The organism is Pseudomonas sp. 14P_8.1_Bac3, assembly GCF_025466085.1.
Classification (GTDB): domain Bacteria; phylum Pseudomonadota; class Gammaproteobacteria; order Pseudomonadales; family Pseudomonadaceae; genus Aquipseudomonas.
Genome location: NZ_JANLOD010000048.1, coordinates 144,120 through 159,522, shown reverse-complemented (window position 1 = coordinate 159,522; position 15,403 = coordinate 144,120). Strand labels below are relative to the sequence as shown.

At 59.6% G+C, this 15,403-nt stretch carries 8 protein-coding genes; 3 read left to right on the top strand and 5 right to left on the bottom strand.

The genetic code is table 11. The features are described from left to right. The first annotated feature begins 214 nt into the window (after positions 1-214). Genes mexE through NTD84_RS13525 form a run of 3 tightly spaced genes read left to right on the top strand, consistent with a single transcriptional unit; the run spans position 215 to position 6,096 of the window. Positions 215-1,468, top strand: a complete 1,254-nt coding sequence (gene mexE / locus NTD84_RS13535; protein WP_262166188.1) for a multidrug efflux RND transporter periplasmic adaptor subunit MexE — start codon at positions 215-217, stop codon at positions 1,466-1,468. A gap of 15 nt (positions 1,469-1,483) precedes the next feature. Continuing rightward, complete coding sequence (locus NTD84_RS13530) at positions 1,484-4,678, top strand: efflux RND transporter permease subunit (protein WP_262166185.1); 3,195 nt, start codon at positions 1,484-1,486, stop codon at positions 4,676-4,678. Continuing rightward, complete coding sequence (locus tag NTD84_RS13525) at positions 4,675-6,096, top strand: efflux transporter outer membrane subunit (protein WP_262166183.1); 1,422 nt, start codon at positions 4,675-4,677, stop codon at positions 6,094-6,096. The genes NTD84_RS13530 and NTD84_RS13525 overlap by 4 nt, the downstream gene beginning before the upstream one ends. Before the next feature lie 200 nt (positions 6,097-6,296). Here the strand turns inward: NTD84_RS13525 and NTD84_RS13520 are convergent, their stop codons facing one another. The 5 genes from NTD84_RS13520 to NTD84_RS13500 form a co-directional block, all read right to left on the bottom strand. After that, complete coding sequence (locus tag NTD84_RS13520) at positions 6,297-7,250, bottom strand: HlyD family secretion protein (RefSeq protein ID WP_262166181.1); 954 nt, start codon at positions 7,248-7,250, stop codon at positions 6,297-6,299. A gap of 4 nt (positions 7,251-7,254) precedes the next feature. Continuing rightward, positions 7,255-7,455, bottom strand: coding sequence for a DUF1656 domain-containing protein (locus NTD84_RS13515; protein ID WP_262166179.1), 201 nt, complete (start codon positions 7,453-7,455; stop codon positions 7,255-7,257). Beyond that, the gene (locus tag NTD84_RS13510; protein WP_262166176.1) at positions 7,445-9,580 is read right to left on the bottom strand and encodes an FUSC family protein; all 2,136 of its coding nucleotides are present in this window, start codon (positions 9,578-9,580) and stop codon (positions 7,445-7,447) included. Before NTD84_RS13510 ends, NTD84_RS13515 begins: the two co-directional genes overlap by 11 nt. 60 nt (positions 9,581-9,640) lie before the next feature. Continuing rightward, positions 9,641-13,996: a hypothetical protein gene (locus NTD84_RS13505; protein ID WP_262166174.1), complete on the bottom strand. Its 4,356-nt coding sequence runs from the start codon at positions 13,994-13,996 to the stop codon at positions 9,641-9,643. 206 nt (positions 13,997-14,202) lie between these two features. Further along, positions 14,203-15,312 (bottom strand): PilT/PilU family type 4a pilus ATPase, encoded by a 1,110-nt coding sequence (locus NTD84_RS13500; protein ID WP_262166540.1) that lies wholly within the window; start codon positions 15,310-15,312, stop codon positions 14,203-14,205. Positions 15,313-15,403 lie beyond the last annotated feature (91 nt).

Here is a 15,403-nt window from a genome sequence, read left to right as displayed (position 1 = left end):
CGCGAAGGGCGCGGCGCGATCCAGTCTTGCATTCCCCGCAACACAGAATTGTCATCAAGCACATTGATCGATTTCTAACCAAAGGTGCATGCTAGAGGGCTGGCACCGAGCTTATATCATTCCGAATGATAGTTACCTTCGCTTCATTCGATTCGTGCCCTACCCCCCCGCCGAGCATCATCCGTCCATTCTCAATACATTGGCGGATGCATCCATGGAACAATCACTCAAACATTTGCGCTTCCCTCTGGCCTTGCTGGCCGTACTGGTGATGAGCGCTTGCGGCAAGGCTCCGGAGACTGCCGCGACGATGCCGGCGGCGAAAGTCAGCGTCGCGAAGGTGCTGGAACAACCGGTCAACGAGTGGGACGAATTCACCGGGCGCCTTGAAGCGCCGGAAACGGTCGAGATTCGTCCACGGGTTTCCGGCCAGATCGATGAGGTGGCTTTCACCGAAGGCGCGCTGGTCAAGAAAGGCGACCTGCTGTTCCAGATCGACCCGCGTCCGTTCCAGGCTGAGGTCCGCCGACTCGAAGCCCTGGTTGCCCAATCCCGCGCCAACGCCACCCGCAGCGAAAACGAAGCCCAGCGTGGCGAACGTCTGCGCACCAGCAACGCGATTTCCGCCGAGCTGGCCGATTCGCGTACCAGCGCCTCGCAAGAAGCCCGTGCCGCGGTTGGCGCGCTTCAAGCGCAGTTGGACCTGGCCAAGCTGAACCTGAGTTTCACCCGTGTCACCGCGCCGATCAGCGGCCGCGTCAGCCGTGCGGAAATCACCGCCGGCAACCTGGTCACCGCCGACACCACCCCGCTGACCAGCGTGGTGTCCACCGACAAGGTCTACGCTTACTTCGACGCCGACGAGCGTGTGTTCCTCAAATACACCCAGCTCGCTCGCCAGGGTAAACGCGGCGCCACCACCCCGGTCTATCTCGGCCTGTCCAACGAAGACGGCAACCCGCACCAGGGCGTGATGAACTTCGTCGACAACCAGGTCAACCCGAAAACCGGCACCATCCGTGGTCGCGCCGTGTTCGACAACACTGACGGCACCTACACCCCGGGCTTGTATGCCCGTTTGAAACTGGTCGGCAGCGGCACTTACTCCGCCGTGCTGATCAACGACGAAGCGGTCGGCACCGACTTGGGTAAAAAGTTCGTGCTGGTGATGGACGCCGACAACAAAACGGCCTATCGCGCAGTTGAACTGGGTCCGAAGATCGAAGGGTTGCGCATCGTGCGTAACGGCCTGAGCAAAGACGACACCGTGATCGTCAAGGGCCTGCAACGGGTACGTCCCGGTTCGCCGGTCACTCCTGAAGTGATCCCGATGGCCAGCGAGCAAACCCTCGCCGCCCTTGCACAACAACGACAAGCGCTGGAAGCCAGCAACCTGCCCCAAGTCGCGCCTGCCAAGGCTGCACCGGGTTCGGTTGTGAAACTGGCTGCTGCGACTCCACGCGGTTAAGGGACAACAACTCCGATGAATTTTTCCCAATTCTTCATTTCACGGCCGATCTTCGCAGCGGTGCTGTCGCTGCTGATCCTGATCGCCGGCGCCATCTCGCTGTTCCAGTTGCCGATCAGCGAATACCCGGAAGTCGTGCCGCCGACCGTTGTGGTCCGTGCCAACTTCCCGGGTGCCAACCCGAAAGTGATTGGTGAAACCGTGGCCGCTCCTCTGGAGCAAGCCATCACCGGCGTCGAGAACATGCTGTACATGTCCTCGCAGTCCACCGCTGACGGCAAGATCACCCTGACCATCACCTTCGCCCTGGGCACTGACCTGGACAACGCGCAGGTGCAGGTTCAGAACCGCGTGACCCGGACCGAGCCGAAACTTCCAGAAGAAGTGACGCGCATCGGTATCACCGTGGACAAGGCGTCGCCTGACCTGACCATGGTGGTGCACCTGACCTCGCCGGACAAACGCTACGACATGCTGTACCTGTCCAACTACGCCCTGCTCAACATCAAGGATGAGCTGGCGCGTCTGGGCGGTGTCGGGGATGTGCAGCTGTTCGGCATGGGCGATTACTCCCTGCGGGTGTGGCTCGACCCGAACAAGACTGCTTCGCGCAACCTCACCGCGACCGATGTGGTCACGGCGATTCGTGAGCAGAACCGGCAGGTCGCCGCCGGTGCCCTGGGCGCGCCACCTGCGCCGAATGCCACGGCCTTCCAGCTCTCGGTCAACACCCAGGGTCGCCTGGTGTCCGAGGAAGAGTTCGAGAACATCATCATTCGCTCCGGCGACAACGGTGAAATCACCCGCCTGAAAGACATCGCTCGCGTCGAGCTGGGCTCCAGCCAGTACGCTTTGCGTTCGTTGCTGAACAATCAGCCGGCGGTGGCGATCCCGATCTTCCAGCGTCCGGGTTCCAACGCGATCGAAATCTCCAACGAAGTGCGCGACAAGATGGCGGAGCTGAAGAAGAGCTTCCCGGAAGGCATGGACTTCAGCATCGTCTATGACCCGACGATCTTCGTGCGCGGCTCCATCGAGGCGGTGGTCCACACCCTCTTCGAAGCGCTGATTCTCGTGGTGCTGGTGGTGATCCTGTTCCTGCAGACCTGGCGCGCCTCGATCATCCCGTTAGTGGCGGTGCCGGTGTCGCTGATCGGTACGTTCGCGGTGATGCACCTGTTCGGCTTCTCGCTGAACGCCTTGTCATTGTTCGGATTGGTACTGGCCATCGGTATCGTGGTGGACGACGCCATCGTGGTGGTGGAGAACGTGGAAAGGCACATCGAGCTGGGAGAGACGCCTGTAGAAGCCACCAAGAAAGCCATGCGAGAGGTGACCGGGCCGATCATCGCGACGGCGCTGGTGCTGTGTGCGGTATTTATCCCGGCGGCGTTCATTTCCGGGCTCACCGGCCAGTTCTACAAACAGTTCGCTCTGACCATTGCCATCTCGACCGTGATCTCGGCGTTCAACTCGCTGACACTGTCCCCGGCCCTGGCCGCCGTGCTGCTCAAGAGCCACCATGCGCCGAAAGATCGCTTTACCAAAGTGCTTGATAAACTGTTGGGCGGCTGGCTATTCCGTCCGTTCAACCGGTTCTTCGAACGCGCCAGCCATGGCTATGTTGGCACCGTAGCCCGGGTTATCCGCAGCAGCAGTATTGCCCTGCTGCTGTACGCAGGCCTGATGGTGCTGACCTTCTTCGGTTTCGCCCACACCCCGACCGGTTTCGTACCTGGCCAGGACAAGCAATACCTGGTGGCCTTCGCGCAACTGCCGGACGCTTCGAGCCTGGACCGTACCGAAGACGTGATCAAACGCATGTCTGATCTCGCGCTGAAACAGCCGGGCGTGGAAAGCGCCGTGGCGTTCCCTGGCCTGTCGATCAACGGTTTTACCAACAGCCCGAACGCCGGCATCGTGTTCGTGACCCTGAAACCGTTCGACGAACGTAAAGACCCGAGCATGTCCGCCGGTGCGATTGCCGGTGCCTTGAACGGCCAGTACGCCGGGATCCAGGAAGCCTACATGGCGATCTTCCCGCCGCCGCCGGTACAAGGCCTGGGCACCATCGGTGGTTTCCGCCTGCAGATCGAAGACCGGGGCAACCTGGGCTACGACGAGCTGTACAAAGAAACCATGAACATCATCAATAAAAGCCACAACGTGCCGGAACTGGCCGGGCTGTTCACCAGCTACACCGTGAACGTGCCGCAGGTCGATGCCGCCATCGACCGGGAAAAAGCCAAGACCCACGGCGTGGCCGTCAGCGACATCTTCGACACCCTGCAGATCTATCTGGGTTCGCTGTATGCCAACGACTTCAACCGCTTCGGTCGCACCTATCAGGTCAACGTTCAGGCCGAGCAGCAGTTCCGCCTCGAGCCGGACCAGATCGGTCAGCTGAAAGTGCGTAACAACAAGGGCGAGATGATCCCGCTGGCGACCTTCATCAAGGTCAGCGATACCTCGGGCCCGGACCGTGTCATGCACTACAACGGCTTCATCACCGCTGAAATCAACGGCGCGGCCGCACCCGGCTACAGCTCCGGCCAGGCCGAACAAGCCATCGAGAAACTGCTCAAGGATGAACTTCCTAACGGCATGACCTACGAGTGGACCGACCTGACCTACCAGCAGATCCTGTCCGGCAACACCGCGCTGTTCGTGTTCCCGCTCTGCGTATTGCTGGCGTTCCTGGTACTCGCGGCACAGTACGAAAGCTGGAGCCTGCCACTGGCGGTGATCCTGATCGTACCCATGACCCTGCTGTCGGCCATTACCGGTGTGATTGCTTCGGGAGGCGACAACAACATCTTCACCCAGATCGGCTTGATCGTACTGGTGGGACTTGCGTGTAAGAACGCGATTCTGATCGTCGAGTTTGCCAAGGATAAACAGCAGGATGAAGGCATGAGCCCGCTGGCTGCGGTGCTCGAAGCGTGCCGTCTGCGTCTGCGGCCGATCCTGATGACCTCCTTCGCGTTCATCATGGGTGTGGTTCCATTGGTTTTCTCCAGCGGTGCCGGTGCCGAAATGCGTCACGCCATGGGTGTGGCGGTGTTCTCCGGGATGCTCGGGGTGACCTTCTTCGGTCTGTTGCTGACGCCGGTGTTCTACGTGTTGATCCGTAATTTCGTTGAGCGCGGCGAGAAGCGCAAAGCGGCCAAGGCGCACACTCTTCAAAAGCCACTGGAGGCGCAACAATGAGCCTGAAAGCCTTCCTGCCGAGCCTGTTGGTACTGGCCCTGAGCGCCTGTGCCGTGGGCCCGGACTACAAGACTCCAGCCACTGAACCGGCCAATATCACTACCGCCACCGATGGCGCCGCCGGCCAGAAAAACTTCGACCGCTCGCGTTTCGAGGGCGTCTGGTGGCAGCAGTTCGAAGACCCGACCCTCAACCAGTTGGTGACGCAATCCCTGCAGGGCAACCGTGATCTGCGCGTGGCCTTCGCCCGCTGGAAAGCGGCCCGGGCGATCCGCGATGACGTCAGCAATGACGCCATGCCAACCATCACCAGCCGCGCCAGCAGTGATTTGGGCAAAGGCCAGATTCCCGGCCAGACCACCCAACGGGTCAATCGCGAACGCTATGACCTCGGCCTGGACATGGCCTGGGAACTCGACCTGTTCGGGCGGATCCAGCGCAACCTGGAATCCAGCGAGGCCGAACAGCAAGCGGCCGAAGCCGATCTGTACCAGCTGCAAGTCACCATGATTGCCGAGCTGGTGGACGCCTACGGTCAACTGCGCGGAGCACAACTGCGGGAAAAGATTGCCCTGGCCAACCTGAACAACCAGCAGGAATCGCGCAAGATCACCGAAAGCCTGCGTGACGCCGGTGTCGGCGATCAGCTCGATGTGGTCCGCGCCGACGCCCGCCTGGCGTCCGTCGAAGCCAGCGTGCCGCAATTGCAGGCCGAACAGGTTCGGCAGAAAAACCGCATCGCCACCCTGTTGGGTGAACGTCCGGACAAGCTGACCGTGGACTTGAGCCCGAAAGACCTGCCGGCGATTGCCAAGGCCTTGCCGATCGGTGATCCGGGTGAACTGCTGCAGCGTCGTCCGGACATCCTCAGCGCCGAACGCAAACTGGCGTCGGCCACGGCGCGAATTGGCGTGGCCAAGGCCGATCTGTTTCCGCGGGTCAGCCTTAGCGGTTTCCTGGGCTGGACCGCCGGCCGGGGTTCGCAGATCGGTTCCTCGGCGGCCAATGCCTGGGCGCTGGGTCCAAGCATCACCTGGGCCGCGTTCGACCTTGGCAGCGTCCGCGCCCGGTTGCGCGGCGCCGATGCCGATGCCGAAGGCGCCCTGGCGACCTACGAACAGCGAGTACTGCTGGCCCTGGAAGAATCGGAAAACGCTTTCAGCGATTACGGCAAGCGCCAGCAACGCCTGATTTCGCTGATTCGTCAGAGTGAATCCAGCCGCGCCGCCGCCGACCTGGCGGAAATTCGCTACCGCGAAGGCTCGTCGGACTTCCTCGTCCTGCTCGACGCCCAACGCGAACGTCTGGCGGCGGAAGACACCCAGGCCCAGGCCGAAATCGACCTGTATCGCGGCATCGTCGCGATCTACAAGGCCCTTGGCGGCGGCTGGCAACCGGAGACCGTCGCCAGCAAGTAACCGTGCTCTTTTGGTTGGCCGCAACCAACCAAATTCCTTTGCCCCGCGCCTCATTCGGTCGCGGGGCTTTTTTTTGTCCGTGGCCGGCGCTTGCCCCTGTAGGAGCGAGCTTGCTCGCGAAAAAACCATGTGCGCCGCTGGGCATCTGGTTTCCCGCGTTATCGTTGACGACCATCGCCAGCATGCTGGCTCCTACGGGGTTAGCGGTGAGCCTTTTCCTGGACGGTCACGGTGGCCGTCGTCCCCGCCCGCAGTTTGGCTTTGCCCTCATAGTCGTCATCGATGCTGATCCGCACCGGCACCCGTTGGGCCAGTTTTACCCAGGTGTAGCTAGGGTTGATGTTGGCCAGCAGGCGGCCGCCCGGCAGGTTTTCGCGGTCGGCGATGGCGAAGGCGATGCTTTGCACGGTGCCGCCGAACCGTTCGCCACTCATCAATTCGATATCGACCCGGTCACCCTCGGCGATTCGCGGCAGTTTGGTTTCTTCGAAATAACCGCTGATGTAAAAGGATTCGCTGTCGACCAGCGCCACCAGCGGACCGCCCGCCGTCGCGTAGTCGCCCTGACGGGTCAGCAGGTTGGTGACGTAGCCGCTGACCGGCGATTCCACCCGTGTGCGCTCCAGGTCATGTTCCGCCTCGGCCAGGGCGGCGATCGCCAGTTGCACATTCGCCTGGGCAAAGCCGAGGTTGGCCTGATTGCGCAGCAAATCGGCCTGGGCCACCGCAACATCGGTGCTGGATTTTTCCCACTCTTCGCCGGAAATTGCCGCGCCCTCCTTCAGCGTCCTGCGCCGGCGCTCTTCGCTCTGCCGCTGTTTCAGCAGCGCCTGACTGGCGACGATGGTGGCTTCGGATTGCCCCAGCGAAGCCTTCGCCACTTCCACCGAGCGCTTGGCATGATCCACCGCCAGGGCATAGCGCGACGGATCGATTTCCAGCAGCAACTGGCCCTTCTCCACATGCTGATTATCCTGCACGCCGAGGTTGACGATGCGTCCCGCGACGTCGGCGGACAAGGTCACCACATCGGCACGCACCCGGGCGTCCCGCGTCCAGGGCGCCCGGGTGTAATGCTCCCAGGCAAACCAGCCGAGTACGAAGGCCAACACCACCACCGCCACCGTCGTCAGACGGGCAAGAATCTTCTTCAATGCATCAGGCTCCCATCAGCAGAATCAATGTCGCGCACACGCAGGCGTACAACGCGCCCTCGAACAACGCTTCATGCCAGACAAACTGCAACACGCCGAGACGCCGCAGAATCCAGTCCAGCAACAGAAAAACCGGCAGGCCCAGCAGCAGCGCCTGAGCGATTGGCGGCAGGTAGACCCCGCCCAGTTCCAGATCAATGGGCAAGCGCAGGTACTCCCTGTGGCGTTACAGGATGGAAATGGTCGCGGTAGCGTTCCAGGAACGCCACCGCGATCAGCAGCGCGACGCGCATGCGGAACACCGACCATAGTTGTTCATGCACGCTGCAATGCAGCGCATCCAGTTCATCACCCAAGGCATGCAGACTGTCGAGCACGCGATCCACGTCAACGTCGGGGCGCCCGGCGACCAGCCGCCCGGTTTCCCCGACCGCGGCGAACAGCCGGCTTTGCATGTCTGCGCTGAGTAACGGATTGTTCTGCCCCTGCTGCCTGAGCTGGTTCAAGGCCGTACCAAGGGCCATGCCGCCGAGGCTGACGTTAAAGAGATCCCGTGCGCTCGGGGCCTGAATGGCCGGCAACAGACCCAGCATGCTGGTCAGGCGGTCGACCATGCGGCTTTCGAAGGCGAACTGGTTTTCATCGGTGGCCGGGATCTTCAGCAAGGCGTAGACCTGCTCGCGGCTTTCCTTGTACAAGCGGCGAATCCGCAACTGGGGCCTGAAGGGAAAAATCAACGCATAAACGCTCAACGCCAACGTCGCGGCGCAGACATAGGCGCCGGCAAACTCGAACCACTGGATGGCGGTGTTCTGTCCCAGGCCATAGTTTTGCGGTCCCAGCAGCAGAAACGTCGTCAGCCCCAGACCGATCCCCGTGCCCGTTGTGGCTGGACTGGACAGCCCCACCGCGACGGCGTACAGCAACGGCGCGAGCAACAAGGCCAACAGCTCGAAATTGCTGATCATTGGCACCAGCGCAAACTGCAGAATCGCCGATGCCACCAACGCCAGCGCCAGACCTCGGGCATAACTCTGGACCGCCAGCAGCGGTCGCGGAAACGTCGCCATCAGCGAACAGAGAATCCCGGTGACGATCATCCCGCCACGGGCGCCGTCCCAACCGGTCTCGATCCACAGCATCCCGGCCACCATCAGTGCGCAAAACGCGCGGATCGCGTTCATCGCAGCCAACGTGTAGTCCATGTGCAGCGTATTTTTTTGTCCGCGATGAAGGCTGCTGGCCCGGCGTCCACTCTGGATTGCATCGCTCAACTCCAGAATCGTCTCAAATTGCTCCAGCAGCCGCGCCTGCTCCCAGCGCAATGACCAGGACAACGAACGCAGGGTCGCCGACAAGGGTTCGACGAGTTGCTCCGAACGGTAGGCCAGCGCCTCGAAACGTTTCTGCAGCGTTGCGAACTGGCGTCGCTGTTCAGTCGGCAGCGCTCTTCCCTGCCGCGCCAGTTCGTCGAGCAGCGCTGCTTCCTCGGCGAGCACGCTCTGAATCTCAACGGGCAACTCGCCTTCCCAGCGCTCGAGCAACAACTCGCGCTGATGACGTAGCGCGGTGAGCCGTGCGGTTAGCAACAGCAGTTGATTGCCGAGCAATTGCACCAGGTCGTCGGCACTGCGCAGGCGTGGCGCGTCGTAATACAAATGGCGCCGCACGCCCTCCAGCGCGCTGATCTGGCCGAGCAGCTGCATTTGCCTGCGTTGAAAATCGGCCTCGCTTTCGTTAGTGCGTATGACCGCACTGGCATGGGTGGCCAGCAACCGGGTGATTTGATCGATCTTGCTGAAATAGTCGCGGGCGACCGTTTCGGGGCGTGCAGTCAGCAAGCTGACGACACACACGCAGGCCACCGCCAACAGCGTCTCGGTCACGCGGGTCACGGCCAACAGAAAGGTGCCGTCCTGATCAGGCACCGCCAGAAATCCCACCACCACCGCCGTATAACCACTGAGCACGAACGCCTGGGAACTGGTGTATCGCAACAACGTGCCGCCGGCGGTGCACAGCGCCAGCCATAACGCCAGCGTGATGAGAAAAGGCAGCGGCGCTTGCGGAAAGATCGCCATGATCACCACCGCCACCGCCGCACCCAGGGTGGTGCCAATGACCTGACCAAAACTGCGCGCCAACGCCATGCCACCCATGGGTTGGCTGACGATGACCACGGCCATGATCGACCATTTGGGCTGGTCGAGGTCGAACAGGAACGCCAGGTACAAGGTCAACAGCCCGGCGGCGATGGTCCTCAAGGCGAACAATGGCACCCCGGGGCCGGGGCGCAGGATCGCCTTGAAATACTGCAGCAGCGCTTGCATGGACATGCTCGTTGGGGCATCTCCAGCAAGCGTAGTCACTGCGTGGGGGCGTGAGAGGATTTAGTAGGGACAGCCGGGCGACAATGTCGAGGCGATGGTGGCGTTGGTTTCCTTTACATACTTTTTGAACGGCAACGGGGGTTGGAGCGGGTTGGGCTCACTGTTCCTGATGCTGCGCGCGATAGCGCGATCATTGCGTATGAATTCGCCATTAGGGCCGTAGGCTCCCACAATCCTCGAACCAGGAATATCGTTTCCGAAATTTATTTCCACTGGTTTAAAACCAATTCGTTCCGGCTTTATAGAGTCGAAGTTACGGTTTCTATATAGGTCGAAACCGATCATGTCCCTGGCGTCCACCAGATAGGTGTATCCGCCCTTGCCACCTCCGTAATGGTACGCACCCACGCCACCATCACTGTAAAACGCGGAAGTGGAAACCCCCATGCCGTCGGGGTCCAGCGCATTTTTACCGCCACCAAAGCCGCCGTTCATGCCATTGACCTGTTTAACGTCCGTGACCGGAGCACGAAGTTTGAACCCCTCGCGAAACACTTCGTCAGGGGCTCGCATATCCCCGCGCATGACAAACCCTTTGTAGACATACCCGGCTTTTTTCCCGCGATAAATAACGAGCCCCGTCCTGTCCATCAGTTTTTGTGCAATGTGCGGCCCCTGCTCCAGGTTGTTCAGTCTCCTGATCACCTGGTAATTCTTGAATCTTGCCAGCAGCTTCTTGTTAGTCCACTGCAAGTCCTGGACTTTCGGAGGAATCCATTTACGGGTTCCCTTAGCCATATTCACCGCCAGTTTCGGCATGTCGAATTTCGGCAGATGCTTGACGATGCCCGGCGGCAGATGCCCCAGTGACTTCAAACGCTCCAGGATCGTGCCGGCGAGGCGTTTCTTCATCGCGTAGGAAATGCCTTTACCCAACAGTTTTCCGGCAAACGGCGCTGCCAGTTCGAAAACGGCTCCGCGTATACCATTGGCCTTGTGTCGATCCGCCTGCTGAGGATCATCATCGACCAGGCTGCGAGCATATTCCGTGGCTGACGAGCCGATGCCAAACAGCAACGCCAAGGCTTTCGCCACCGCACCCGCCTCAGGCACGGCAAGAATGCAGGACGCCGCGGCCAACGAATCGCTCATGAGTTCCAGTAGAAAATCAGCAATGCGCTCACCCTTCGTCGAGGTCAATGTGTCGATATCGGACATCATCTTTACGCTCTGGCGATGATGCAGTTCATCAAAAAGATCGAAATCAGCACCGTCCGCCCGCCCCATCACTATCGGCCAATAGGGTGTTTTAAGTTTGTCCACGTTACCTATCAACGTGGGAATAAGGGGTTTGAAAATGTCGCTCCAGTGCAGATCCTTGAGATCAAATATGCCTTGGCTGTATTTGAAATCATCTTCACCGCGGGAAAGCAGTGCCTTGATAGGAATTCGCTTCGATAGCTCATTACGCAGCTCCGGAAACTCCTCTATCGAACGACCACCTTCCTTGAATAAATCGAGTGGGCACTCGATAACCTTGCCTTCTCCACCTAGAAAAACAAACAAGCCGACCGTGCTGTTTTCAGGGTGCACGTAGACTGCATTAGCGACGTGATCAAGGCCGCTCAAGGGGCCATTGGCTATGGAGATGGCCCTCGCTTGTATGTTTCCGTCGAGAAAACTGCTGGCAACCGTCTTTCCCGTCGCAGTGGCGTTACCGCTGCGCGAATAATTTTTGATGAGTTGCTTCAACTCCAGTTTTTTATTCGCCTTCCACAAATTTGCCGCGGCCGGCTGGGCGAGCACCTCTTTGGCCTTCTTCTCGAATTCCTCCGGAAAATCATTGTCCGTGACGGTTTTCTTGAAGTCGGCCGTGTACCCCGCAGGCCACAGTATTTTTATGTCTTCGCGTGACTTCGCGGCTCTCTCATGCTGGCCGGCAAAGAGTTCCAGCAAGGTAAAACCCTGATAGCGGTATTTATGAATCGGATAAAAATTTCCTTTGCTTGCGACGGGTCTGGGCGAGTCGTATTCGACCGTAAACCTTGTCTCAGGCGTAAGCGTCGACGTTATGTTTTTCGGCAAACCGGATTTCTCAATGGCGTGTTCAACGACCGAACTCATGAACTGCAGTGGATCAGACAGCTTTTGGGTCGCGGTAAACGCTTCGATAAAGCGGTCTGCAACGTGCTGGATCGGGACGCCGGGGGCGATTTCTTCAGCTGATTGAAGAGCAATCCGGGCATCGGCTGCTTGCTGACCCGCCTGAATCACCAGGCGTGCCAATGAATGATCTGCTTCGCCGTCTTCCGAGATTTGAACATTGGAAGACAGGCCCGCGCTGTTGAGCAGGCTGCGGCTGTTACGGTGGCTTGCGGATTCATCGGACGTAAGCATTTCAGACGGACGAACGTCGTCAGGATCGGTCGCTGAACCGTCCGGCTCATCCATGAACTCATCCAGCGCATCGACCAACGCTGATTGAAGGGTGTCACTCACATAGTCCCTGTAAGTAACGTTTTGCGTATTATCGGGCACCACTTTTTTCAACAAGATCTCGATTCCCGCGAGCACCAGTGGGTCGTCAACGGGATCAAGCTCATCGGATTGGCTGACGAGTCGCTCGACGTCTTCTGCAAATGTCGGCAGATCGTCAAAAAGCTCCTGGATGCCCAGCATAATGTTGTCGTAGGCAACGGAGGCTTCATCACGCACGGTCTCCGGATCGGATAAGAGGCCCTGCAAAGGATCAACCAATGGTTCCGGTTCGGGCAGGAACACATGGGCGCACAATTGCTGGAGCGCCAGATAGAGGCCAACCAGCCCCGTCGCTTTCACGGGATTCTCCACGATCAACTCACCTGCCCGCCCGAGTGCCGCCGCACCCGCGCCGACTAAATAGCTGCTCATCCGGGTCAGCAATGAACCCATTTGCTCTCGCACCACTTCCGCTTGCGCTGCAAATGTTGTCGGGTCGACTTCCGTCGTTGATCGGTAAACGGGCGGAAGCATCTCTATCACTTCGTCAGTTGCAGAAGCACTGTCCCACGGCAGCACTTTGCGGGTGATTTGAGTGAACAAGTCATCCGCCTGCGTCACGAGTTGTTCCAGCAACACCAGTGGATTTGTTTCAAGCAGAGATTGCGCACCAGCAGCGTCGGGCCCTATCGGCAATCTGTAAAAATCCGTTGTGCCGTTTTTCCATGCCTCGCCACTAGGCTTCGGTCCGGGCCCGGTGGTGATGTGGCTATGGTCGAGTTCCAGCAGATTGAACGTTTTCAGGACATTGCAGGCCCACAAAAACCTGGCAAACACCCCCTCGGGAATACCTGCATCCCCCGTAGCAACGTGGGTGTAAAAATCGGTACTGCGTTCAAAGGCTTCGAGTTCTTCCAGCAACCACGTGGCGCCATCGTCCGACGAGGCAACACTCGTTGCCGTCGGCGTTGCGTTCACCGGCTCCGAGGACGGATGCGCACGCAGGCCTTCCAGCCAACTCGGGCCATCCAGCCAGTCCCACGCACTTGGCGCCGCACCCTCGTGGGGGTCGACCTTATCGCGCAGTGCCTTGACCTCTGTCAGATAGCGCTCCGGCCAACGCGCTCGTTTCACCGTGCCCTGTTCCAGCTGGTCGATGAAGGCTTCCAGTCGTGCGTGCGCCTCCTGGGGAGAAGGCTGCATCTGCGGCTCTTCGTCCAGTTTCATCATCGCCCTGTAAACGTCGCCATCACTTTTACGGATATAGTCCTGACCTTTTTCCGCAAGCGTCTTGAGGGTTTGCCATTGCTGATCGGAGATCAGTTCGAAGTTCTCGATCCGCTTGTCGCGCAAAGCACTTGAACGGTCCAGTTGAGCCTGTATGAAACCCGTGACGCCTTGCGGGTTTTCCTGCCCGCTGGGGAACCGCACGTTTTCGCCCAAGGCGCTCTGCCATTGAGCCCGTGGCAAGTCGCAAATCACGTCGACAATCTCTTTCAGGCGACTTTCATCCAACGAACCAACAGGCCGAATCGAACGCAACATCGCTTGCGCAAACAGCCCTTTAATGGCCTTGCCTGTGTTGGTTGTGTGCAAAATATCGCGCTCGTTACCGAGCACCGCCAATACCTCCTGCTCAGTGAGCGTGGCGGTCTGCAGGTGCTTTTGCAGCGCGAGCCATCGAGTATCCACGTCCTCCTGATCACGGAAGTCCGGTGCGGCCTGGCTCAATATCCGTTGGTGCAGCACCGGAGGAGCGATACCGTCACTCGATTCAGCGGACATGCCATTCACGATGGCCATGAGGTTTGCCAGGGCGTTGGGACTATTGCCGACGCGAAGCAGGCTTTCGGAGAGGAACGTGTGCGTGTTCAAGTCGTTGAGATGTGTAACCAGCTTCGGCTGGAAGTGAACCTGTGTCGCGTTTAGAGAAGGCACCAAGCGGATTTCCGTTTTGACTGGATCGACTTGTGAGCCTAAAGACCGGTGGCGGAAATCTCTTCTATAAATCGCTTATGCCGTTCCTGGCATACATCATCATTCCCCTGTGGGAGCGGGCTTGCTCGCGAAGGCGGTGCGTCAGTGACCTGGATGTCTCAGACCCTCAGCCTTCGCGAGCAAGCCCGCTCCCACAAGGGGTTTCGTCAGTCCATCAATCCCCATTCACCCGGTGGCGTGTGGGCAGCGGGGGTCGATTCGGCGTGCAACTTGAGGCGCAGGCGCAAATTGTTGACCGAATCGGCGTTTTTCAATGCTTCCTCCTCATCGATTGCACCCTCCACCACCAGCGCGTACAGCGCGCTATCGAACGTCTGCATGCCCAACTCCACTGACTTCTCCATGATCCCTTTCAGGTCGTCGAGTTCGTGGCGCCGGATCAGGTCGCCGATGGTCGGCGTGCCCAGCATCACTTCCACCGCCGCCCGGCGCTGGCCGTCGCGGGTGCGTACCAGGCGTTGCGAGACGAACGCTTTCAGGTTGTGGCTCAGGTCATGCAACAGTTGTGTGTGCCGTTCTTCCGGGAAGAAATTGATGATGCGGTCCAGCGCCTGATGGGCGTTGTGGGCATGCAGGGTAGAAATCACCAGGTGCCCGGTATCGGCAAACGCCAGCGCGTGTTCCATGGTTTCGCGGTCGCGGATTTCTCCGATCAGCACAACGTCCGGCGCCTGGCGCAGGGTGTTTTTCAACGCGGCGTGAAAGCTGCGGGTATCCACGCCGACCTCGCGCTGATTGATGATCGATTTCTTGTGCCGATGGATGTACTCGATCGGATCCTCGATGGTGACGATGTGCCCGCTGCTGTGACGGTTGCGATAATCGACCAGCGCCGCCAGTGAGGTAGACTTGCCCGAATCGGTGGCGCCTACGACCAGCATCAGCCCCTGTTTAAGCATGACCATGTCCAGCAGCACCGCGGGCAACTTGAGGTCTTCGAAGCGCGGAATGTCGAGTTTGATGTTGCGCGCCACGATCGACACATCGTTGCGTTGCTTGAAAATATTGACCCGGAAGCGCCCGACACCCGCCAAAGAGATCGCCAGGTTCATCTCCAGTTCCCGATCGAACTCCAGCCGTTGCTCGGCGTCCATGATGGACGTGGCAATGGCGGCGATTTGCCCCGGTTTGAACGGTTGGTCGGTCAAGGGCTTGAGCACGCCGTCGAACCGTGCGCAGGGTGGCGCGCCAGTGGACAGGTACAGGTCGGAACCATCCTGGCTGGCCAGGATCTTCAACAGCGCATCGATTTCCATGGCAAAAAGCATCCGCGAAGCATTCAATGAACGGGAATGACCCTGAAAAAGGGCCATACAGCGTCTACCTCCCCAGGATAGTAGACGCCGC